Below are 20,583 nucleotides of genomic sequence, written 5' to 3'. Positions count from 1 at the left end.
GTAGGCACGGCCCGTTGCGGCATTGCCCAGGTTGTGTAACAGGCAGCCAGCACTGTGCCCACGGAGTCGTTACACAACCGTCGGCAACCGTCGGCAACTGCCCGCCGGGGGGATTGCCGAGGACGGCCCCGGCTGCTCCCATGGACCGCGGGGGTGACGCCGATGGCGAGGACTTCGCGCGGACTGAGGGTCCGGCCGGCCGGCCGGCTCAGCCGGGGGCGGCTGTACGTCAGCACACCCGACGGGCGCAGCGTGGCCTGGTACGACCGGGAGACCGGCCGGGTCAGCGTGCTCGCGGAGGACCAGTGCGATGCGGTACTGGCGGTCCTGCGCCCGTACCTGACCGGCAGCTACACCGTGGGCCCGCCGCCGGTGCCGTCCCGGGCCGACCTCAGACGCCTGGCCCTGCACCCGGACGACGATCTGGCCCCCAACCGGCCGGGCGAGCCGCTGCTCGGCGAACTCGCCCACGGCATCCGGGCCATCGCCGCCCGCCCCCGGCAACGGCTGCGGCAGGACCTCCTGGCCCAGCAGCGGATGGGCGCCGAGCTGGACGAACTGGAGGGCGCGGGCTGGCGGATCCTGCACGGCGTGCCGCTGCCGGGCGCCGGGCACATCGACCACCTGCTGATCGGGCCCGCCGGGGTGCTGTGCGTCCGCTCGGTTCCGGGCCGCCGCCAACGCGCCCGGATAGGGGACCTCCTGACCACCGTCGGCCGCGCCGAACCGCGCCCGGACCCCCGCTGGATCCGCCGCGCGGCCGAGCGCGCCGGCCGGGCCCTGGCGGTCGCGGTGACCCCGGCACTGGCCGTGGTCGACGCCTCCCGCATCGAGATCGCGCCCACCGTCCGCGACATCCGCATCCTGCGCCCCGGCGCCACCGCCACGCTTGCGCAGGAGGCCGGCGTCCTGAAACCTCCGGAGACCGAGGCCCTGTACGCCGCGGCCCGCAGCATCCACACCTGGCTCCCGGGCAGCCCGGGCCGACGCGGGACCTGAGGCGGATTCAGGCGGAGGTGCGTTTGCGCGGGGTGGCCTTCTTGGCCGTCGCCTTCTTCTTCGCGCCCGCCGCCGAATCCTTGCCCGTCGACTTCGCGGTCGTGCTCGTGCTCGTTCTCGTGGCGGTCGTCTTCTTCGCCGCCGTCGCCGGAGACTTGGCCGTCTTCGAGGTCGACTTCCGGGCCGAGGACGCCGCTGCCGTCTTCTTCGCGCCCGCCGCCGTCGACTTCTTCCCGCCCACCGCCTTCGGAGCCGACCCAGTCGACCCGGCCGACCGTGCCGACCCGGCCCGCTTCCGCCCGATCGGCGTCACGGCCGCCGCCCCGGCCTCCGAGTCCCCGGACTCCGCCGCCTCGCCCCGCGAGGCCTTCGCCGCCCGTACGCTCCGCTCCAGCGCCGCCATCAGGTCGATCACCTGCCCGCTCGCCGCCCCCTCCGCCTCGGCCGGCAGCTCCCGCTCGATCGCCTCGCCCGACTTCGCCGCCAGCATCGCCTCCACGGCCTCGCGGTAGTCGTCGTGCAGGGAGGCCACGTCCACCTCGCCCAGCGTCGCCATCAGCGCGTCCGCCAGGTCGAGTTCGGCGTCCCGTACGGTGACCTTGGCCTCCGGTGCGACGCCTTCCGGGGAGCGGATCTCGTCCGGCCAGAGCAGCCCGTGCATGGCGATGACCTCGTCGACCACCCGCAGCATCCCCAGCCGCTCCCGCCCGCGCAGCGCGAACTTCGCGATGGCCACCTTCTCGCTCCGCTTCAGCGCCTCCCGCAGCAGCGTGTACGGCTTGGCGGCCGGAACCCCGTTCGCCTCCAGGTAGTACGCGGCGTCCATCTGGAGCGGGTCGATCTCCGAGGCCGGTACGAACGACACGATCTCGATCGTCTTCGCCGTCGGCAGCGGCAGCTGCGCGAGGTCCGCATCCGTGATCGGGATGATCGACCCGTCCGCCTCCTCGTACCCCTTGCCGATCTCCGACGCCTCCAGCTCCTCCCCGTCCAGCTCGCAGACCTTCCGGTAGCGGATCCGGCCGCCGTCGGCCAGGTGGATCTGGCGGAAGGAGATCGAGTGGTTCTCGGTGGCGTTCACCAGCTTGATCGGAATGCTGACCAAACCGAAGGAGATCGCACCGTTCCAGATGGATCGCACGGTTCCTCCTCTTTCATGGCAATCTCATCGTATGACGCCGATCACATCGGTGGAGGGGCGTCGCCTCGCGCTCAGCAATCTCGACAAGGTCCTCTATCCGGAGACCGGCTTCACCAAGGGCGAGGTGCTCCACTACTACGCCACGGTCGCGGGCCCCCTGCTCGCCCACATCCACAACCGGCCGGTGTCCTTCCTCCGCTATCCCGACGGGCCGGAAGGGCAGCTCTTCTTCACGAAGAACCCGCCGCCCGGCACGCCCGCATGGGTGAAGACCGTCCGCGTGCCCCGCTCCGAGGACCAGAACGCCGAGCAGGTGATCATCTCCGATCTGCCCAGCCTGGTCTGGGCCGCGAACCTGGTGGTCGAGTTCCACACCCACCAGTGGCCCGCCGACAGCCCCGGCATCGCCGACCGGCTCGTCCTCGACCTCGACCCCGGCCCGCCCGCCACCGTCGTCGAGTGCTGCGCCGCCGCCCTCTGGCTGCGCGAGCGGCTCGCCGCCGACGGCCTGCACGCGTATCCGAAGACCTCCGGCTCCAAGGGACTCCACCTGGCGGCCCCCCTCGAACCGACCCCCTCCGAGCAGGTCTCGGCGTACGCCAAACAGCTCGCCCAGGAGGCCGAGAGTGAACTGCCCGAGCTGGTGGTGCACCGTATGGCCAAGGCCCTGCGCCCCGGCAAGGTCTTCGTGGACCACAGTCAGAACGCCGCCGCGAAGACCACCGCCGCGCCCTACACCCTGCGCGCCCGGTCCCGGCCGGCCGTGTCGGCGCCGGTGTCCTGGCCGGAGGTCGAGGCGTGCACCCGTCCCGAGGACCTGGTCTTCCTCGCCGACGACATCCCGCCGCGGCTGGCCCGGGACGGCGACCTGTTCGGCCCGCTGGCCGACCCCGGGCTGGCCCGCCCGCTCCCGCGGACCGGCGGCCGGAGGGCCGTGCGGTGATCCGGGTCGCGCTGGCCGCCGCCGTACGGACCCTGCCCCGCGGGCCCGGACTGGCGTACGAACCGAAGTTCGACGGCCATCGCCTGGTCATCAGCCGCACCCCGACCGAGGTGGTGCTCCAGGCCCGCTCCGGCCGGATCGTCACCTCCGCCTTTCCCGATCTGGAGGGGGCGGCACGGCAGTTGCCGCCGGAGACCGTGCTCGACGGGGAGGTGGTGGTCTGGCACGCCGGCCGGACGGACTTCGCCCTCGTGCAGCGCCGGGCCGCGGCCACCCCGGCCCGGGCGGCACTCCTCGCCCAGAGCCTGCCGGCCTCGTACGCGGCCTTCGACGTCCTCACCCTGGCCGGCCTGGACCTGCGCAGCCGCCCGTACGAACGGCGCCGCGCCCTCCTCGTCGACCTGCTGCTGCCGCTGGGCCCGCCCATCCAGCCGGTCCCCATGACCACGGACCCGGAGCTGGCCGCCACCTGGTACGAGACGCTGCCCGCCAGCGGTATCGAGGGACTGGTCATCAAACGGCTGGACCAGCCGTACCCGGCGGGGCGGCGCGCCTGGCGCAAGCTCCGGCACACCGAGACCCGGGACGCGGCGGTGATCGGCTGGACGGGTCCGGCCCGGCGGCCGGTCGCCCTGGTCCTGGTCCTGCCGGGGGAGGAGGACGAGGCCCCGGTCGTCTCCAGCCCACTGAGCCCCGCGCTGCGGGCCGAAACCGCGGCGCTGCTGGCCGCGACAGCCGCAAGGGGAGAGGAGGGAGAGCGGGGAGCGGGCGGCGGCACGGTCACCGCGATCGGGCTGGGCGAGGTCCCCTACCGGCTGCTGGACCCGCCGCTCTCGGCAGAGGTCCGCCACACCAGCACCCGCCACCCGCCCCCGGAGGTCCTCCGGCTACGCCCGGACCTGGCCCCGGACCCGGACCACACGCCCCGCTGACCCGACGCGCCGATCCGGGCGGCGTACGCACAGGGAACCGGCCCGGGGCGCCTGCTGCGCTCCGGGCCGGTTCCCTCGGCCGGCGCCGCTACGCCGGCCGCACGGTCCCGCCCGCTGCCGGCGGCTTCCGCTTGCCCACGTCCTGCGGCCTGCGGATGTGCTCGCCCGTGTACCCGGATTCCCGCTGCTCCCGCACTTGATCCGGGTGACTCGACGTGGTGGAACCGAAGTTTCCGTACCCCTGCATCTCATGCGGCCTGAGACCGCCGGTGGGGATTTCCACGGGGTCCCGTTCCTCACGGACCTCATGGATCGCACCGCCTGCCGGCAGGTGCGGCTGACTCTCCGCGGTCGGTGGTGGCGGTTCCTCGTCCCGGACCTTTCGGCCCAGCCAGAACATGCCGATCAGGAAACCGGCGACGGCAATTCCGACGGCCAGGAACCATGCGATGTCGAGCAGGATTCTGTCCATGGACCCCATGTACCCGGACCAATACCCCCTATGCCTACAAAAGGGGAGGAATTTTCATTCCGCCTCCGGGTAGGCGGACGGCAGACCCTGCCCGCCCACGCACACCAGAGGAGCGCTCATGCCCCGCGGATCCTCCCCCAAGCGCGAACGCCAGTACGAACACATCAAGGAGGGGCTCGAAGAGCGCGGCACCCCCGAGAAGAAGGCCGAGGAGATCGCCGCGCGCACCGTCAACAAGGAACGGGCCCGGGCCGGCGAGTCCAAGACCGCGAGCAAGCAGTCCCTGGAGGACATCTCCTCCGGCCGGCGCGGCGGCCTGCACTCCCACCAGGGCGCGCAGGGCCCCACGTACGACCAGCTCTACGCCGAGGCCCAGCGCCGCAACATCCACGGCCGCTCGGACATGAACAAGGCCGAACTGAAGCGCGCCCTCGGCGGGAGCTGACCGGCGGGAGCCCGAGCCGCGCCCGCCGAGTCCCGGCGGGCTCAGGCGTTGATCGGCCCCTCGGTGTCCCGCATGGCACGGCCGTTCCGCCCGCCCAGCACGCCCAGGATCTCCGCGCAGATCGCCATCGCCGTCTCGGCGGGCGTACGCGCCCCCAGGTCCAGCCCGATCGGCCCGTGCACCCTGGCCAGCCCGGCCTCGGTGACCCCCTCCGCGAGCAGCCCCTCCCGCCGCCGGGCCGTGGTCTTCCGCGAGCCGAGCGCCCCGATGTACGGAATCCCCTGGTCCAGCGCGAAGCGCAGCACCGGCACGTCGAACTCCGGATCGTGGGTCAGCACCACCAGGCAGGCCGCGTCCCGGTGCGCGGCCAGCACCCGCCGCCCCTCCGCCGCGTCCGCGACCTCCACCGCTTCCCAGTCCAGCAGCCCCGCCTGCCGCGCGATGATCTCCGCGAGCTCGCCACCCCCGCAGATCACCACGTACGGCGCCGAGGGAAACGCCTCGATCAGCACCAGCCCGGACTCCCCGTACAGCGCGTCCCGCCCCGCCCGCCGGGTGCCCAGCAGCTCCGCCGCCCGCCGCTCGGCATCCGTGGCGGGCGCGTCGACCGCCCGTACGACGGCGCTCTCGGCCCGGTCCGCCCCCTCGTTCAGCCGGGTCACCAGCGCCACCCCGGCCCCCTCCCCGAGCAGCTCCCACCACTCGGCGGGCACCGAGGCCAGCGGCTGGACCAGCACCTCGGCATGTCCGCCGCAGGTCAGGCGGGCCTCGGCGGCCTCCGCCGCGCCCACTGACACCTCGCACACCCGGGCGGTCGCCCCCTCCGGCACGGCCGCCGCCTCGGCGGCCAGTTCGGCGTCGAACACCCCGCGGTACAGGCTTCCGACGCACTCGCCGCGCGGATCGACGAGCAGGGCTCCGGCCGGCTCCCGCGGCCCGAAACCCTGCTCGGTGACGGGCCGCGCCAGAAACGCCGTCCGCCCCTCCGAGAGCCACTGCCGCGCCGTCTCCGCCAGCTCACGCATCTCTGCCGCCCTTGTGTCTCGTACGACCGTCCGGTGCCGCAGAGCGCCTGGTCAGCAGCGCGAAGCGGCCCCTTTCCCGGATTCTAGGCATCGCCCGCGACCGCGGAACAAGCCTCAGAAACCCCGGTAACCCACGGTCGGCGGTCGTGTGATCCACCGGAGCGGGGCGAGCGCGGCACCCGGTCCGGCACCCGGCCCGGAGTACGGACGAAGAGCCGCCGCCGATATCTCCCCGCCTCCCAACTGACATGCCATCATGAGGAGTTATGACCGAGGGGGACGGTGTGACAAACAGGACTGTCCGGGTGCGTCTGACGCACGGTGCGAGCGAGAGCGACATCGGCGCGCTGAAGGCCTGGCTGGAGCGGGAACAGAAGCTCGAAGAACTCAGAAACCGCGGCAAGCTGGCGATCGAGGAACGCGCGGGAACAGGGGAGTCCGGCCATGCCATGGGAGCCGGGCTGGAGATCGTACTGGTGCTGGTCGGAGTGGTCGCCGCCAAGCTCTTCGACGAGGTGTACGAGCAGGTGAAGAGCGGGGTGCGGGCCTGGCAGCAGAACCGGCGCGCCGTCGAGCGCGGCGAACCGCCGACGGTGGAGATCACGCCGGACGACGGCGAAAGGTAGTCCGGTGGCGCGCTTCGACCCGCGCGGGAAGGTGAACCGGGCGCTGCTCGTCGGAGTTCCCGAATACGACTACAAGCAGCCCGACAGCCCGGTCGGAGTGCCCGGCGACCTCAAGGCGGTCGAGCACAACCTCACCGCTATGGAGCAGGCGCTGCGTGCTGGCGGGGTGTTCCGCGAAGACGAGATCACGGTCATCCGGCCCGATACCGTAAACAGGTTCGACCGAGGGCTGGACGACGCCGTCAACAAGGCAAAGGGCCTGCTCTTCCTCTACTTCGCCGGGCACGGGGCCGTCCCCAGCACCGGTGACGCCCTGTGGCTCCTGATGCGCGACGCGACGATCGTGCCGGGCACCGAGTCGGTGTTCCGCGGTGCCGCGCCCTGGAACGCCATTCTCACCGTGCTGGCCGGCACCGCAGCGGAACAGGTGGTCGTCGTCCTCGACTGCTGTTACGCGGGCAATGCCGCAGCGGCCTGGGACGCCCTCGACACCCGTCGGCGGCAGCGGACCTCGCTGCTGATGAGCGTGCAGGCCAACAACCGGATCGACGCGGGCCCCGGCGACATGCCCACCCCCTTCACCGGGCATCTGGTGCGCTTCCTGACCGAGGGCGCGGAGGGACCGGACGGCGGACTGGGCTTCAACGACCTGGCGGAACGCCTGCGGACCCATATGCGCGCCCACCACACGACCCTCCGCGAGCCACCGGAACCATGGGAACCGCAGAGCCGCCCGGCGGCCTCGGGCGCGGACGTCCTGCTGGCGGCCGGCGCCACGGCGCCGGCGGGCGACGGGCCCGGGGACGCGAGCGGGAGTCCACAGAAGGACACCGGGACCGACACCCGGACCGGCACCGGGACCGGCACCGGGACCGACACCGGCACCGGCACCGGGACCGACACCGAGGCCGTCGCCGTCGCCGGGACCGACACCGGGTCCGGCACCGGGTCCGGCGCCGGGACCGACACCGAGGCCGAGGCCGTCGCCGTCGCCGGGACCGACACCGGGTTCGGCGCCGGGACCGGCACCGGCACCGGCGCCGCGGCCTGGCTCCTGCGGATCCGGCGCCGGGCCGGACGACGACCGGGCCGGCACCCAGGAAGAAGGCCCGGCCGACCGGGCCGGAAGACCGGAGGGGCGGCAGCGGCAGGAGGGACCGGCAGCACCGGGAGGACGGGCCGGCCGGGAAAGACCCTCACCCTCACCGCCGGCGCGCTCGCGGCCCTCGCGGGCCTGATCGCCTCCGGCTTCGCCCTCATCGGCGACGACCCGCCCCCCTGCAAGCCCTCGCTCGAACTCCGCCTGCTCACCGACCCCGAGATCGAGTCCACCGTACGCAAGGCAGCCGAGGCGTACCTCGTATCGGACGCGAACAAGGCGGCGGGCGGCGACTGCCGACGCAACGGCATCACCGTGTACAGCGCGGGCGCCGCCGAGGCCGGTGCCGCCTTCCGGGACCGGTCCGACTCCTGGCAGCGCCCCACCGCGAGCGACGACGTCAACCCGCAGCGGGACATCGGTCCCCAGCCCGACATCTGGATCCCCGCGACGAAAGCCGCCGCCGTCCTCGCCCAGCCCGACCCGAGCCGGCGGACCTACGTGGAGCTGCAAGCCGAGCCCGAGCCCTTCGCCTACTCGCCCCTCGTCCTCGCGTTGCCGCAGGACCTGGCATCGGAGCGGGCCCCCGAACGGACCGGGCGCCTCGCGGCTCTGCTGGCGGACCTCACAGCACGCGATGCGGCAGCCGCGCTGCGGCGCAGCGACCCGGAGCACACCGATTCCGGCCTGCTGGCCACCGTAGGACTGCACGCCTCGGCCGCGGGGGGAGTGGCCGAGGCCGAGCAGCGCGTACGGCAGCCCGGGCCCCCCTCGTCCACCGGCGCGCGCCTGCTCTGCGAACTGCCCGCCGACCCCGCGGTGGACAGCCGCACCGCCGCCCTGGTGCCCGAGTTCCTGCTGCGCACCGGTGTGGGCTGCCATCACACGACCCGGATCGGCCGGATGGCCGTGTACCCCAACGACGTACCCGGCCTCCAGCCGACCTTCGTACGCATCCGGTGGCGGGAGGCACACCGGGACGAGGAGGACCGGGCCGACGCCGTCGAGCGGCTCGCCCAGTGGTTCACCCCCGGCAACGGCGGCGGCCTCGCCGCCTTCGCACAGGACGGCTTCCGCAGTCCCGGCCAGAACCACGCCCCCCTCGACCCCCAACTCGCCTTCAGCGAATTCGGCGCCCTCGCCAACCCGGGCGGCTTCACCCCCGCCGTCCCCGCGGAGGCCATGGCCGAGGCCCTGAAGGACTACCGGGACGCCGGCGGCCCGGGCAGGGTGCTGTTCCTGCTCGACAGTTCCGGCTCGATGGGCGGGCTGTGGGAAGGGCCGGGCGGCGCCCCCGGCATCATCAGGCAGTCCCTCGGCGGGCTCGGCGACCAGGATCAGTACGGCATCTGGGCGGTGGCGGCGGAGCGCGGCGCCGACCGCCCGTACAGCGAACTGCTGCCGTTCGGCGCGCACGGGCGGGCGGAGGCCGAGCAGGCCCTCGCCGCGGCCAAGGTCAAGGACCTGGAGGCGAACCCGTACGACGCTCTCACGGCAGCCCTCGAGGACTTGGCGCAGCGCCGTGCCGAGAAGGAGCGCCCGCACCTGATCGTCTACATCACGGACGACGAGGACAACAACCGACTGGCCCCGCAGGCGCGCCTGAACGACCTGCTCGCACTCAGCCGGAGCAAGGGAGTCCCGGTGGTCATGGTCTCTCTCAACAGCGGCTGCGACCCGAACAAACCCGGACTGCTCATTTCCGCGGCCAGCGGCGGGCGGTGCCTGGACACCAAGACGGACCTTGTCGCGGGACTGCGGGACGAGGTCGCCCGAACCGGAACGGGGACCGGCGGATGAACCGCACCCACACCAGCCGGCGCCGACCCCCCGGACGAACCACCACCGCCTCCCTCCTCCTGGCCCTCCTCGCCCTCCTGACCACGGTCCTCGGTGCCTGCACGGGCGGCCCGGAGGGCAACGGGCAGCCGACCGGCGCCCCGTCCACCCCCGACCCCCCGGGCGAGATCGTCATGGCCAGCGGCCGTGACGTCACCGGCAAGGGCGGCATCCGCCAGCAGCTGATAGAGGAGTGGAACCGGCAGCAGCAGGGCAAGAAGTCCGGCTACCACGCCCGGCTGGTCGAACTGCCCGGCACGGCCGACCGGCAGCGCAGCCAGCTGCTGGGGGCGCTCCAGTCCGGCAGCGCCGAGTACGACGTGGTCAATCTCGACGTGACCTGGGTGCCGGAGTTCGCGGAAGCGGGTCTGGTCCGGGACCTGCCGGAGAAGGGCCTCCTCGACGAGGACGTCATCCCCGCGGTGGCGGCAACGGCCCGCTGGGACGACAAGCTGTACGCCGTCCCGTTCAACAGCGACGTAGGCCTCCTCTACTACCGGCGCGACTACCTCCAGGCGGCGGGCGTGACCACCACCGATGTCGGCACGTGGCCCGCGGTCCAGGGGCTCATCACCACCCTCAACGACGCCCGCACGAAGCTGCCGGCCGCGTACCGGAAGGGCTGGACCACCCAGCTGGACCCCTCGTACGAGGGCTTCACCGTCAACGGCATCGAGGCGTTCGCCTCGGCCACCGACGACTTCGCCCTGACCGACAACACCGGCCGCTACGTCGGTACGGTGGCACAGCTGGAGGCCGGGCTCACCGAACTGCGCACCCGCACCCACACCTCGTACACCCTCGGGGAGGCCACCCAGTCCGACGAAGGCGACTCCCTCACCGACTTCGCCGCCGGCCGCACCGCCTTCCTGCGCCACTGGCCGTACGCGTACCGCACCCTGCACCAGTCCCTGCCCGCCGAGCACCTCGGCGTGGCCCCCCTGCCCGGCAAGGCGGTACTGGGCGGCCAGAACCTGGCCGTCACCAAAACCTCCAAGCGCGCCAACGCCGCCCGGGATCTGATCGAGTTCCTCACCGGCCAGCGCAGTGAACGCTGCCTGCTCGACGCGGGGTTCGCGGCCACCCGGCAGTCCGCCTACGAACTCGACTCCGTGACCTGCCCCCTGAAACAGCCCTCGACCCCCACCACCCCCTCGGCCGAAACCACGGACCGTATGCCCCGCGACCCCGCCGGCCGCCCCGCCTACGCCCGCACCACCCTCCTCCCCGCCCTCAAGACCGCCACCCACCGCCCCCGCACCCCGCTCTACGGCACCTTCACCCAGACCTTCACCGCAGAACTCTCCGCACTCTTCACCCCCACACCCCCCTCAAACACCACCCTGGCCACCTCCCTCCACAAATCCCTCAGCCGTTCCCTCCGTCGACCTTGATAGAATTGCGCCTTCAAGAGGTCGTAACGGCCTGCGATCAGGGAGATTTTGCACGTGGCCGATCCCCGCGAGATGGTAATTCACCGCCAAGATCGAATGGCGGAAGTTCATGAAGGGGATGCTTACGACCTGCTGGCAAAACTCCCCCCCGAGTCCGTTGACCTGATCATCACATCCCCCCCTTACTGGGGACTCCGGACTTATGGCCTCGATCACAACGAGGACATCCTCCAGGAATGGCTGGACGAAGGCGGCACGAAGGAAGAAGCACCCCCGTACGACTGGTACCGCACGCACGGGGGCTGCCTTGGGATGGAGCCGCTGCCCGAGTGGTACGTAGCCTATCTGACCGAATTTTTCCAAAGGGGTTCTGCGGCACTCAAGCCCGGCGGCAGCCTCTGGGTCAACATGGGCGATACGTATTTCGCACGCTGGTCCAGTATTCGTTTGGACGGCCGTCAGGGGCTGGGAGACAACCCTCGGATGCGTCGAAAGACGCCCATGGGAGGGTTTCGTCAGGAGAAGCAACTGCTGCTCATTCCCGCCCGTTTCGCGATCGCCATGCAAGAGCGGCGATGGATTCTCCGGAACGATGTCATCTGGGAGAAGCGGAACGTTCCTCCGCGCCCTGAGAAGGATCGGCTCCGCTTGGCCCACGAGCACTTTTTTCACTTCGTCAAGCGTCCGAAGGAAGGGCGTGCGAAGTACTACTACGACATGTCGGCCGTCGAGGACGGCGCCAGGGATGTCGTGACGGTCAACGCCGCCTCCGGCTCGGACGGACACTCGGCGACGTTCCCGGTCAAACTCATCGAGCCCCGCATCCTGAGCTCGTGTCCCCCCGGCGGGATGGTGCTCGATCCGTTCTGCGGCACGGGCCGATCCCTGTCCGTTGCCGTCCGGCACGGCAGGCGAGCCCTCGGGTTCGACATCACTCCGCACTTCTCGGAAGCGGCCCGCAAGAACGTCCGTGCCATGCCGGCGGACGCGGTCGAGGTGGCGATTCCGCAGCAGGGCGACGCCCTCTTCTAAAACAGAAGGTCTTCGGAAGACGTCCTCTGCCGCACCTGCGAAGCCGCCTTCCGCCTGACCTTGGCGAGGAACTCATCACGCAGTGCGACAGACCCCGCACCCGACGTCATGGCCCGCGTGTAGTTCTCCAGGGTCGTCCGCACGGTCTCAACGGGCGGCATGGCGAGCTGGCCGTCTGCATGCGTGGTGCCGTCGTAGTCGAACCCGATGAACGTGATGTCCCACGCTTCGGATTCCCGGACGGGTGCGAAGTCGATCCTCGACCGCAGCTGCTCCAGAATCTTTTGCTGCATGACGACGTACAGGGGGACTTCGATCTGCTTCAGATACTCCCCCTTCACGGCAACCTGGGTTCCCAGCCGCTTGTAGACGTTTCCGGTATTGATCCCGTAGTCGACGGTATCCTTCCGGCCCTTGGCAACGGCGTCCCGCGAGTAATAGGAGCGCCACAACTCGGGTTCACCGGCGGCCCATGCATCCCAAGCCGGACGAACTCCACCGCCACGCAAGTCGATGGCCTGGGTCTCGATGGCAATGGCCTGCACGCCGCCGGGTGCCCGGGGGTCGCTCGCGTAGGCGACGTAATCCAGATTGAGGCGCGGCTTCTGGGTGACAGCGACCTCCGGCACGAGGATTGCGTGCCTGTCGCCGAAGTAGTCACGCACGGCCCACTCGGTGGGCCGGCCATCGAGCCGGTGGTCGCAGACCGCATAGGTCTGCCCCTGGGCGTCCCATGCCGCGGAATAAGTAACGGAGCAGTAGCCGAAGCCATACTGCCGCTGCTTCTCACACGGCGCCGCGGAGAAGGGGCAGTGCTCGCTTTGCCGGGAGCCGACGGCCTCGGGCGTCGCGCAATCATGCGGATACCCGAAAACCTCCACAATCGGAAAAACCCGCCCCCTAACGGACCCCGCATGCGCCATGCTCTCCACCCCCGTGTAGCCACTTCAATGCGCTGCCGATGATCATAGTCTCCGTTCATCCCGCTCCAACCCGACGCCGGAAAGGACTCCATGAGCTTCGACCTCTTCGTGTCCCGGTTCGAGAACGGCGAGCCGGCGCCGCTGGACCTGAGCGCCGCGCACGAGATCCTCGCCCCCCATGTGGTGGCTCGGGACCCCGACGGGCACTTCCTGCAGGTGAGTACGGCGGAAGGGGAGACGGCGGACGTGTACTTCACCGGCCCGACCGGCATCACCTTCAACCGCTTCGGAGGCGACGGCATCATGGACCTCCTGGCCGTCCTGCTCCAACGACTGGACGCCGTACTCATCGCCCCGGGCGGCCCGACCATGATCCAGCGAACCGAAGACCGCGAACTACTCCCCACCTCCCTCAGGAACGCCTGGCCCACCGTCGTGACCCGCACCGGCCCCGAGATCACCCACGCGATCCGCTCCCACTGAACCAGCCCCCTCAAACGGCGACCAACCAGCGCCGCAGGTCGGCCGGCTGCCCCGGCCATGGTGCGTACGCGCTGTGCGAGGGGACATCGCGGCAGTGGATGGACGCGGTGGCCCGCGCGGGCTAAGTGCCGTGGTAGAGGCGGTCGATACCGATGAGCTGGACGGTCGGATCCTTGTCGGCAAGGCGGTGCAGGTCGTCGGTGAAGCCCGCGCCGCTGAAGCACTGCAGCCGGGTGCTGTCGGTCGCGGTGCCGCCTTTGGCGAGGAGCCCGCGGATGTGCCGGAGGCGTTCCAGGTGTCCGGCCCCCATGACGTCGTTCCATTTGGCTTCGCCGATGGCGAGCAGGGTTTCGCGGCCGTCGCCCGTGTCCCCGTAGACGGCGGCGTCGACCTCGTGGGTGGTTCTGGCCGTGGGGTCGTTGACGGTGCCGCCCGCGACTCGGGAGGCCTGGCCGCCGTGGGTCTCAGGGGCCGCGTACCAGCGGGACCATTGCCGGCATACCTGTTCGAAGTGGGGTCCGATGACCTTGCTGCGGAAGGTGGACTGAGCGCGTGTCCATACGGCGGCGGCGCGCCCTGGCCGCTCCAGGTCGCCCCAGGCGGGGCGCATGACCGCGTGGTAGAAGGTCACGAGAGGTTCGGCGATGCGGTAGGCGGAGCGGTTGCGGCGGAACGCGTCGATCTCGTGCGTGATCATGCCGACGTCCTGGAGGACGCTGAGCGGGTGCGCCAGGTCGGTGGATTTGCGCCCGAGGTAGTCGGCGATGCCGCCGCGGGAGGCATTGCCGGCGGCGATCGCCGCGAGTACGGAGTGGTAGAGCGCGATGTCGTGGAGGTCGGGTTCCTCTGCCAGGAGATAGCGGGCTTCGCGGAAGAGAGGGCGGGCCGGGTTGAGGACGGCGCGGGCGACCCAGCCGTCGAAGTCGTCCGGTCCCTGGGGTGTGTCCCCTTGGGTGAATTCCCGGCGGTAGGCGGGGGTGCCGCCCACAATGGCGTTGGTCATCAGGGCGGTGCGCGGATCGGAGATCTCCCAGAACTCGGCGGCGAGCCGGTAGTCCAGGGTGGGGACGACGAGTTCGAGCCCGGCGCGGCCGCGCAGCGGGGCGTTGCCGGCCAGCAGCTTGCCCATGAACGACAGGGCGGATCCGCAGAGCAGGAGCCGTACAGGAGTGTTGGTGTGCTGGGCGGCCGGGTCGAGAGCCCGCTGGATGACCGAGGGCAGGGCGGGTGACGCCTTGGCCAGGAAGGGGAACTCGTCGATCACCGCGGTGGTCGGGCCGCGGTCGGCGAGCCGCAGGAGTTCGGTGACGGCCTCGTCCCAGTGCGCGAAGCGGAACGGCGTGGCCTGGCCGCGGTAGCGGGCCAGGGCCTCGCCGAACTGGCGCAGCGCGTCGGCCTCGGTCGTCTCGGTCGCGGTAAACATGAAGCCCCCGCCGGCGCGTGTGACCGCGTCGAGCAGGAACGTCTTGCCCTGGCGCCGACGCCCCGACACCACCCCGAGCATGGCCTGCGGCCCCGGCAGGGTTGCGAACCTGGTCAGCTCGGCCCACTCGAAGGTGCGGTCGAACATCTCGCCGGGCTTGTCCACGAGCCCTCCTTTGAGTAAGTCTAACTATTATAACTCGGGTTATTCATCCTGGCTGTCTGGAGGTGAGGATCACCCGACCGCGTGAACGGGTGGCAACTTACGGGAATCGCTTCGCGATCGCGGCCGTGATCGCGTCCGGCGCGTGTTCCTGAATGAAATGCCGCGCGTGCGGCAGCTCGACTATGTCCAGATCGGTGAAGGAGGCCCGCATCCGAGGGATTGAGGTGTTCGGACGGAACACCATGTCCTGCATTCCCCACACCAACAGGGTCGGCTTGTCGCCGAGCTGGGCGGGCACGTCTCGGGCCAGCTGGTCCAGCAGCGGGCGCGCGGCGCGAATTTCCCAGGGCGTCACGGCAAGTCCGCGTCGGGCCTCCGCGGTGGGCTGCACCGCGCGGTAGTGGTCCGCCTCGGCGCCGGTGAGCTTGCGCCCCAGTTCGGCGAGAAGGACGCGCTCAACGAGGAAGTTCTGTTCGAGAATCCTCCGCTGCATCGGACGGCTACCCATGATCACGCTGAAAGCCCGCTTCGCCACCGCTTCGATCGGCCAGAACACGGTGTTGCCCAGCACGATCCCCCTCACCCGGTCCGCGCGCGCGGTGACCGCGCCCAGCCCGATGGGTCCGCCCCAATCGTGTCCCATCAGAACGAAGCCGTCGAGCCGCAGGTGATCGATCAGCTCGCCGAGGACCGTGGTGTGCTCGGCTATGGTGTAGCCGAAACCCGCGGGGCGTTCGGACAATCCGAAACCCAGGTAGTCGACGGCGACACACCGATACCGGTCTCGCAGGTCCTTCACGATGTGGCGGTAGAGGAAACTCCATGCCGGAGCGCCGTGACAGAACAGGATCGTTGGTCCGGTCCCTTCGTCGATGTAGTGAACCCTGCCGGCGGACGAGTCGAACCAACGCGACTCAAAAGGGTAAAGATCCCTGTCGGGAACGAAGTCGATCAGCATGGGGCCCTCCCTCGGATGCCGGTTGCATAGTGTCCCGGTCTCGGCGCACGCGGCGACGATCGGAGCCGGCCGTTCACATCCAGAACGACCGGCTCCGCGTCCAGCCCTATCCCGTCAGGGACGGATCGGGACACTTATCGTGGAACTTCACCGAAGACCATGCGGAGACCGCGGGCTGTGTCCACGTACTCGCGGACACGGTGGATCAGTCCGTCCCGGAGCTCGATGACGAAGCAGTAGTCGTTGCTGTAGTGGTTGCCGTTGGCGAGCGTCGCCGTCATGGCCGCCTCCACCGCCACATGCTCGCCGTCGACGTGAACCCCGCGGAATGTGACCGCGACGTCACGCGCGTACAAGCGGGGGAAGTCCTGGGCGAAGAAGCGCACGATCGCCTCTCTGCCCACCATGTGGTTGATCCCCCCAAGTGCGACGGCAGTGGCGTTCCCAGGGGGCGACAGCCATTCGGCGTCCTCGGTGAGGACCGCGGAGATCCGGTCCGGGTCGTTGCCGGCGAGCGCCTGGAAAGCGTTCTGGATGATGTTTGGGCTCATGAACCCACCGTCGCCCTCCATGCGTGCCGATGTATTGGACGAATGTTCCCTTCGATCCCCGCTTAAAATGCGGTCGTGCGATCTACGCGATCCCCCGTGCACGAGCGTGAGGCGGTGGCCAGGTGGGACGTTGTGAGGCCGTCACGGCCCAGTCGGCCATGCGGCGTCAGCCTGGCCGGATTCCGCGACCGCAACGCGGGACCGGTCGACATGCGGGTGATCCCGCACCCGGCCGTCACGCTCGTTCTGGAGCTCGGTGACGGTCCGCTGATCGTGGATACCGCCACGGGCCGGCAGCAGCTGACAAGCCTTGCCGCCGGACTCCTGCACGGCGCTCTTCACGTGCGTGGAGAGAACGTCGAGTGTGTGGAGGTGCGCCTGTCCCCGCTGGTCGCGTATGCGGTGCTGGGCACCTCCCCGGCGGATCTGGAGCACGTGGTCGTCAGTCTCGAGGACCTGTGGGGCCGGAGCGCGCCACGGATCCGGGAGGAACTCATCGAAGCCCGATCATGGCAGGACCGTTTCGCCCTGACGGACGCCCTGCTCGCCCGTCGGGGAGAGACGGGGCCGTCCGTGGATCCCCAGGTGGCCTGGTGCTGGGACCGGATCGTCGGCAGCCGCGGCCGGGTCCGGGTCGAGGGACTGGCGGCCGAGGTCGACTGGAGCCGAAAACGCCTGTGGTCCAGGTTCCGGGCGCAGGTCGGCCTCCCACCCAAGCGCGCTGCGAAGCTGGTCCGCTTCGACCACGCCGTCCACCGCCTGGCGGCGGGCGAAGGCGCGGCCGGGATCGCGGCGGAGAGCGGCTACGCCGACCAGTCCCACCTGCATCGTGACGTCCTGGAGTTCACCGGGGTGACTCCGGCAACCGCGGCCCGCGAGCCAGGGCTTGCGGTGGACGACATCGCGTAGGCGGACGTGGCGTCGTCCGCGCCGCAGGGGTGAAGGGGGACGTCCTGCCAGGGAGCGTCCAGCTCCTCGTGCGCGGTCTGTGCACCCGTGCCCTCTTGCAGATCCCGACCGTTGCTCGCACCGTGGTCAGGATGTGGCTCGGCGTTCTGACAACGCAGGGGGAGGGCGACACTGGTGAGCTCAGCGACACCTTGGGCGGAGGAAACGTTCGGTGTCTGGGCCGGACAACTGGCAGAGGCGATCCCGGCCAGTCTCGTGGAGGCTCACAACCGAGCCCGGCACGGACATGAAGGCGTCCATACCCAGACCTTGGAGGCGTACGGTCACGGCCTGCACGCCGCTCAGTATGAAGCCCTGGCTGCCAGGCTGAGTTCATTCGGCGAGGCAGTAGCCCGACGCCTTCAGGGCCGAACGGTGATGATCGTCGGCAGCAATGTCATCTACCCGATCCGGTACGCGAAGAAGGACGTGCCCGTAACCGCGGCACGGCTGCGAAAGGCCGCTGGCTTCAGGGCAGACCTCATACGACGCCACGGGCCGGAGCCGATGCAGCAGGCTTTCGACCTTGGCTTGGAAGACCTGGACGAGCAGCATGTACACCCGGATCTGGCCCTTCTCCCGCCGGAGCTACGGCTGATCATCGTGGCGTATGCCTGCTCGATGGAGCAGGGCGTCATGCGCGTTGAGTGGGGCTCAGCAGAGCTCCGCCGAGAAGACCGCTACCTCATCTGGCACCACCACGAGCCCCTCCTCCCGAGGGACACCAGACGAGCGGCTTAGTTACCGAGATCAGTTCAGCCACAACTGGCGCCCGGCCGCCCTCACCTACGGCTGAGTCGCCACCAGTTGTGCGGCGAGATTGCCGGGAGGGTCTCTATCACAAAGCCAATGCGGGTGTCAGCGCGATTCGCTGATGCGCTCTGTGGGTGACTGCTGCTGATAACGTACGAGTAGCAGGCCTTTCCAATGCGAGCCGACATGTCGCAGTGGAACTGGATGATCCGTGAACGACGCCCCGGACTCCTGCCTCCGCCGTCCGCCTGTGGCGCCCGTTCGGCACGCCACCTGACAACTCTCTCTCGCACGGCCCTGAGCTTTACTGTCGGCGTGGATCTCAGTTCTGACCGTTTTAAGTTGCGGTCGAGCTGAGTGGATTCACCCGAGTTCGACTGCTGATCAGAAGGTGTCGAACGGGTGGATTCTCAAATCATCCTCTCTCTATTGGCTGCTTCGGGCGTAGTGACCATCCTGTTGTTTGTTGTCCGGGGATTACTTGACCAGCTTCCGGATGTGTTTGCGGCATGGCACCGTGCGAAGAAGGCCTATAGGGCGGATGCGCCGCCAGCAGATGAAGGCCGGGGCGCGGGGGACCGTGAGGCAAACATGCGGGAGTGACGATCACGGGATGGCAGCTCCCACCCCCGCCATGAACCGGCTGGCAGACGCAGGACGGGCCCCGGTCATCCCGGAATCGGAGAGCCCCCGCCGGCGGCATCCATCTGTGACGGGGAGCCGACAGATCAGACCGAGTTCATCCTCATCATGTCCTCAGCCCATTGGCGCGCGACGCCGCCTTTGCGGCGGAAGCGCCCTTGATGAAGTAGGGAAACTCTTACCGCAGGGCGCCCTTGTGGCCCCGGTCGTCCGCTGGTCCCATGGCGCTGACACCGCGACGGCGGCTGGGGGCCTGGTGGACGAGTTAAAAGTGACCGCGTGGAAGCGCTACGGGCATGACCGCCTGTACGTGAGCCTCCCGGAGGGGACCGCGGTCGGGTGGATGGACCGGAGGACCGGAGAGGTCAAGGTCCTGCAAGCCGAGTACGCGGAGGCGATCACGCGGGCACTCGGTCAAGCAGTTCCACAGGCCACCTCACCCGTGCCGGGGCCGCGGTCAGGCAGCTCCTCGCCCGCCATCCCACCGCTACGGGCGCTGGCGCCTGAGAACGATCTCGCTACGAACCGGCCGGGTGAACAACTCCTGGGGAAGGTCGGTCCGTCGGAGCTCGGTCCCTGGGGGCGCTTCGTCGCTTGGCTGCTGCGGCGCAAGGCCGCTGAGGATTCCTGGCGTACGGGCCTGGTCGGCGAGCAGCGGGTGGGGCGGGAGCTTGAACGGCTTCAGCGGCAGGGCTGGCGGGTGTTGCACTCGATACCCCTTCCGCGGCAGGTGGACATCGATCACCTGCTGATCGGGCACGGCGGGGTCTTCACGATCAACACGAAGCGGCATCCGCAGAAGCGGGTGTGGGTCGGGGACAATGCGGTGAAGGTCAACGGGGGCAAGCCGCACCCCTACCCCGCCAAGAGCCGGGCGGAGGCAGAACGGGCCCGGAAGGTGCTGGAGAAGCATTGCGGCTTCCCCGTCCCGGTCGAGGGCATCCTCGTCTTCGTCGACGTGGCCGAGCTGAACGTGGTGCCCACGCTGTCGAAGGTCAGGGCCCTCCAGGAGCGCGCGGTCTCGGCCCTGGGCCCCCTGTCCGGCGTGCTCACCGTGGCCCAGGTCGAACACGTCTACTCCGTGGCCCGGGACCGGAGTGTGTGGCTGGACGCGTGACGCCCTGGCCGTTGCGCCGGCCACCCCCTCAGAGTGCGATTGGCTGGTAGGCCAACGCTTGGTCTACGGCCTTCTCCGGGCTCGCGTCGGGGGAGTGGTCGAAGAAGAGGTAGTCGGAGAAGTGGGGGCAGCGGAGTCCGAGCGTCAGGGCTTCGATGATGTCGTCGCACTCGGATTCGGAGATCTCGGGGTCCAGGAGACGGGCGACCAGGGCGAGGGCTTCCTCGCGCGGCATTCTCGGAAGCGTCACCGTGCTCCCAGAAGCCGGCGGCCGTCGTGGCTGCGGACGTGGGGGCCTGCGTGGTCCAGGGCGTCCAGGAGGCGGATGGCGGAGACCTCGGACATGCGGGAGGCGATTTCCTTCGGGGTGAGCCACGCGATCGCGGTCGAGTCCTCCGAAGTGCGGCCGGCGCCCCCGGACGGCTTGCAGCGGCACCACGATACCCGTCTCCTCCTGGACCTCGCGGCGGACCCCTCCGGCCGTACGACCTCCGGCACTCCGTACTCTCCACGTGGCTCAACGCGGGGGTGGACCCCCACCGAGGTCGCCGCCCGCGCGGGGAACAGCGTCGAAGTCCTGTTGGGCCGGTACGCGAAGTGTCTGGACGGGCGTCAAGAGGCCGGGAATTGCCGGATCGAGGAGCTGCTGCGCGAGTACGAGTGACGGACCGTC

Annotated in this window: 20 protein-coding genes and 2 pseudogenes; 13 read left to right on the top strand and 9 right to left on the bottom strand. The window is 70.1% G+C overall.

Going from position 1 to position 20,583, the window contains the following annotated elements; genetic code table 11:
• The first annotated feature begins 162 nt into the window (after nucleotides 1-162).
• Nucleotides 163-999: a nuclease-related domain-containing protein gene (locus DEJ50_RS10915; protein WP_150207378.1), complete on the top strand. Its 837-nt coding sequence runs from the start codon at nucleotides 163-165 to the stop codon at nucleotides 997-999.
• Between the two features lie 7 nt (nucleotides 1,000-1,006).
• On the opposite strand, the gene DEJ50_RS10910 is transcribed toward DEJ50_RS10915, so the two are convergent.
• Complete coding sequence (locus DEJ50_RS10910; RefSeq protein WP_150207376.1) at nucleotides 1,007-2,140, bottom strand: Ku protein; 1,134 nt, start codon at nucleotides 2,138-2,140, stop codon at nucleotides 1,007-1,009.
• 31 nt (nucleotides 2,141-2,171) lie between these two features.
• On the opposite strand from DEJ50_RS10910, the gene ligD reads away from it, so the two are divergent.
• Both ligD and DEJ50_RS10900 read left to right on the top strand, forming a co-directional pair.
• Nucleotides 2,172-3,083 (top strand): non-homologous end-joining DNA ligase, encoded by a 912-nt coding sequence (ligD, locus tag DEJ50_RS10905; protein ID WP_150207375.1) that lies wholly within the window; start codon nucleotides 2,172-2,174, stop codon nucleotides 3,081-3,083.
• Entirely contained in the window at nucleotides 3,083-4,015 is a 933-nt protein-coding gene (locus tag DEJ50_RS10900) for an ATP-dependent DNA ligase (RefSeq protein WP_150212053.1), read from the top strand. Before ligD ends, DEJ50_RS10900 begins: the two co-directional genes overlap by 1 nt.
• 88 nt (nucleotides 4,016-4,103) lie before the next feature.
• On the opposite strand, the gene DEJ50_RS10895 is transcribed toward DEJ50_RS10900, so the two are convergent.
• Entirely contained in the window at nucleotides 4,104-4,487 is a 384-nt protein-coding gene (locus DEJ50_RS10895; protein WP_190344408.1) for a DUF6479 family protein, read from the bottom strand.
• 118 nt (nucleotides 4,488-4,605) lie between these two features.
• On the opposite strand from DEJ50_RS10895, the gene DEJ50_RS10890 reads away from it, so the two are divergent.
• Nucleotides 4,606-4,932: a plasmid stabilization protein gene (locus DEJ50_RS10890; protein ID WP_150207373.1), complete on the top strand. Its 327-nt coding sequence runs from the start codon at nucleotides 4,606-4,608 to the stop codon at nucleotides 4,930-4,932.
• Between the two features lie 41 nt (nucleotides 4,933-4,973).
• On the opposite strand, the gene DEJ50_RS10885 is transcribed toward DEJ50_RS10890, so the two are convergent.
• Nucleotides 4,974-5,957: an XdhC family protein gene (locus tag DEJ50_RS10885; protein WP_150207371.1), complete on the bottom strand. Its 984-nt coding sequence runs from the start codon at nucleotides 5,955-5,957 to the stop codon at nucleotides 4,974-4,976.
• A 305-nt stretch (nucleotides 5,958-6,262) separates the two neighbouring features.
• Between DEJ50_RS10885 and DEJ50_RS10880 the strand changes: the two genes are divergently transcribed.
• Genes DEJ50_RS10880 through DEJ50_RS10865 form a run of 4 tightly spaced genes read left to right on the top strand, consistent with a single transcriptional unit; the run spans nucleotide 6,263 to nucleotide 11,947 of the window.
• Nucleotides 6,263-6,583 (top strand): hypothetical protein, encoded by a 321-nt coding sequence (locus tag DEJ50_RS10880; protein ID WP_223837698.1) that lies wholly within the window; start codon nucleotides 6,263-6,265, stop codon nucleotides 6,581-6,583.
• 4 nt (nucleotides 6,584-6,587) lie between these two features.
• The gene (locus DEJ50_RS10875; RefSeq protein ID WP_150207367.1) at nucleotides 6,588-9,482 is read left to right on the top strand and encodes a vWA domain-containing protein; all 2,895 of its coding nucleotides are present in this window, start codon (nucleotides 6,588-6,590) and stop codon (nucleotides 9,480-9,482) included.
• Complete coding sequence (locus DEJ50_RS10870) at nucleotides 9,479-10,915, top strand: extracellular solute-binding protein (RefSeq protein ID WP_150207365.1); 1,437 nt, start codon at nucleotides 9,479-9,481, stop codon at nucleotides 10,913-10,915. The genes DEJ50_RS10875 and DEJ50_RS10870 overlap by 4 nt, the downstream gene beginning before the upstream one ends.
• A 54-nt stretch (nucleotides 10,916-10,969) precedes the next feature.
• The gene (locus tag DEJ50_RS10865; protein ID WP_223837697.1) at nucleotides 10,970-11,947 is read left to right on the top strand and encodes a DNA-methyltransferase; all 978 of its coding nucleotides are present in this window, start codon (nucleotides 10,970-10,972) and stop codon (nucleotides 11,945-11,947) included.
• Here the strand turns inward: DEJ50_RS10865 and DEJ50_RS10860 are convergent.
• Complete coding sequence (locus tag DEJ50_RS10860) at nucleotides 11,944-12,828, bottom strand: NotI family restriction endonuclease (RefSeq protein ID WP_190344406.1); 885 nt, start codon at nucleotides 12,826-12,828, stop codon at nucleotides 11,944-11,946. The two genes, DEJ50_RS10865 and DEJ50_RS10860, sit on opposite strands and share 4 nt — an antisense overlap.
• Nucleotides 12,829-12,960: 132 nt before the next feature.
• Between DEJ50_RS10860 and DEJ50_RS10855 the strand changes: the two genes are divergently transcribed.
• Nucleotides 12,961-13,353 carry a hypothetical protein gene (locus DEJ50_RS10855; RefSeq protein WP_150207361.1) on the top strand — a complete coding sequence of 131 codons (393 nt, stop codon included), beginning with the start codon at nucleotides 12,961-12,963 and terminating at the stop codon, nucleotides 13,351-13,353.
• A gap of 121 nt (nucleotides 13,354-13,474) precedes the next feature.
• Here DEJ50_RS10855 and DEJ50_RS10850 read toward each other — a convergent pair whose 3' ends face one another.
• The 3 genes from DEJ50_RS10850 to DEJ50_RS10840 form a co-directional block, all read right to left on the bottom strand.
• Nucleotides 13,475-14,941, bottom strand: coding sequence for an AAA family ATPase (locus DEJ50_RS10850; RefSeq protein WP_223837696.1), 1,467 nt, complete (start codon nucleotides 14,939-14,941; stop codon nucleotides 13,475-13,477).
• A 97-nt stretch (nucleotides 14,942-15,038) separates the two neighbouring features.
• Nucleotides 15,039-15,899: a haloalkane dehalogenase gene (locus DEJ50_RS10845; protein ID WP_150207360.1), complete on the bottom strand. Its 861-nt coding sequence runs from the start codon at nucleotides 15,897-15,899 to the stop codon at nucleotides 15,039-15,041.
• 134 nt (nucleotides 15,900-16,033) lie between these two features.
• Nucleotides 16,034-16,450, bottom strand: a complete 417-nt coding sequence (locus DEJ50_RS10840; RefSeq protein WP_150207358.1) for a nuclear transport factor 2 family protein — start codon at nucleotides 16,448-16,450, stop codon at nucleotides 16,034-16,036.
• Nucleotides 16,451-16,660: 210 nt separating this feature from the next.
• Between DEJ50_RS10840 and DEJ50_RS10835 the strand changes: the two genes are divergently transcribed.
• From DEJ50_RS10835 to DEJ50_RS10820, 3 genes are all read left to right on the top strand, one after another.
• Entirely contained in the window at nucleotides 16,661-17,359 is a 699-nt protein-coding gene (locus tag DEJ50_RS10835; protein WP_223837695.1) for an AraC family transcriptional regulator, read from the top strand.
• A 174-nt stretch (nucleotides 17,360-17,533) separates the two neighbouring features.
• Entirely contained in the window at nucleotides 17,534-18,139 is a 606-nt protein-coding gene (locus DEJ50_RS10830; protein WP_150207357.1) for a hypothetical protein, read from the top strand.
• 508 nt (nucleotides 18,140-18,647) lie between these two features.
• A complete protein-coding gene (locus DEJ50_RS10820) occupies nucleotides 18,648-19,910 on the top strand; it encodes a nuclease-related domain-containing protein (protein ID WP_317852583.1) in 1,263 nt (420 codons plus the stop codon).
• Nucleotides 19,911-19,938: 28 nt separating this feature from the next.
• Here the strand turns inward: DEJ50_RS10820 and DEJ50_RS10815 are convergent, their stop codons facing one another.
• Nucleotides 19,939-20,145 (bottom strand): e9imm peptide, encoded by a 207-nt coding sequence (locus DEJ50_RS10815; protein ID WP_150207353.1) that lies wholly within the window; start codon nucleotides 20,143-20,145, stop codon nucleotides 19,939-19,941.
• A gap of 11 nt (nucleotides 20,146-20,156) precedes the next feature.
• A pseudogene (locus tag DEJ50_RS10810) lies at nucleotides 20,157-20,342 on the bottom strand (NUDIX hydrolase); the annotation flags it as partial.
• Nucleotides 20,343-20,381: 39 nt separating this feature from the next.
• On the opposite strand from DEJ50_RS10810, the pseudogene DEJ50_RS10805 reads away from it, so the two are divergent.
• A pseudogene (locus tag DEJ50_RS10805) lies at nucleotides 20,382-20,574 on the top strand (site-specific integrase); the annotation flags it as partial.
• Between the last annotated feature and the right edge of the window lie 9 nt (nucleotides 20,575-20,583).

Source organism: Streptomyces venezuelae, assembly GCF_008642295.1.
In the GTDB taxonomy this organism is placed as follows: Bacteria; Actinomycetota; Actinomycetes; order Streptomycetales; family Streptomycetaceae; genus Streptomyces; species Streptomyces venezuelae_C.
This window is presented reverse-complemented; position numbering and strand designations above follow the sequence as displayed.

Excerpts from the sequence above, each read along its gene's own strand:
- DEJ50_RS10915 (WP_150207378.1), top strand. The coding sequence starts at position 163 with ATGGCGAGGACTTCGCGCGGACTGAGGGTCCGGCCGGCCGGCCGGCTC.
- ligD (WP_150207375.1), top strand. The coding sequence starts at position 2,172 with ATGACGCCGATCACATCGGTGGAGGGGCGTCGCCTCGCGCTCAGCAAT.
- DEJ50_RS10895 (WP_190344408.1), bottom strand. The coding sequence starts at position 4,487 with ATGGACAGAATCCTGCTCGACATCGCATGGTTCCTGGCCGTCGGAATT.
- DEJ50_RS10890 (WP_150207373.1), top strand. The coding sequence starts at position 4,606 with ATGCCCCGCGGATCCTCCCCCAAGCGCGAACGCCAGTACGAACACATC.
- DEJ50_RS10885 (WP_150207371.1), bottom strand. The coding sequence starts at position 5,957 with ATGCGTGAGCTGGCGGAGACGGCGCGGCAGTGGCTCTCGGAGGGGCGG.
- DEJ50_RS10870 (WP_150207365.1), top strand. The coding sequence starts at position 9,479 with ATGAACCGCACCCACACCAGCCGGCGCCGACCCCCCGGACGAACCACC.
- DEJ50_RS10855 (WP_150207361.1), top strand. The coding sequence starts at position 12,961 with ATGAGCTTCGACCTCTTCGTGTCCCGGTTCGAGAACGGCGAGCCGGCG.
- DEJ50_RS10845 (WP_150207360.1), bottom strand. The coding sequence starts at position 15,899 with ATGCTGATCGACTTCGTTCCCGACAGGGATCTTTACCCTTTTGAGTCG.
- DEJ50_RS10840 (WP_150207358.1), bottom strand. The coding sequence starts at position 16,450 with ATGAGCCCAAACATCATCCAGAACGCTTTCCAGGCGCTCGCCGGCAAC.
- DEJ50_RS10835 (WP_223837695.1), top strand. The coding sequence starts at position 16,661 with ATGCGGGTGATCCCGCACCCGGCCGTCACGCTCGTTCTGGAGCTCGGT.
- DEJ50_RS10820 (WP_317852583.1), top strand. The coding sequence starts at position 18,648 with ATGTGTTTGCGGCATGGCACCGTGCGAAGAAGGCCTATAGGGCGGATG.
- DEJ50_RS10815 (WP_150207353.1), bottom strand. The coding sequence starts at position 20,145 with ATGCCGCGCGAGGAAGCCCTCGCCCTGGTCGCCCGTCTCCTGGACCCC.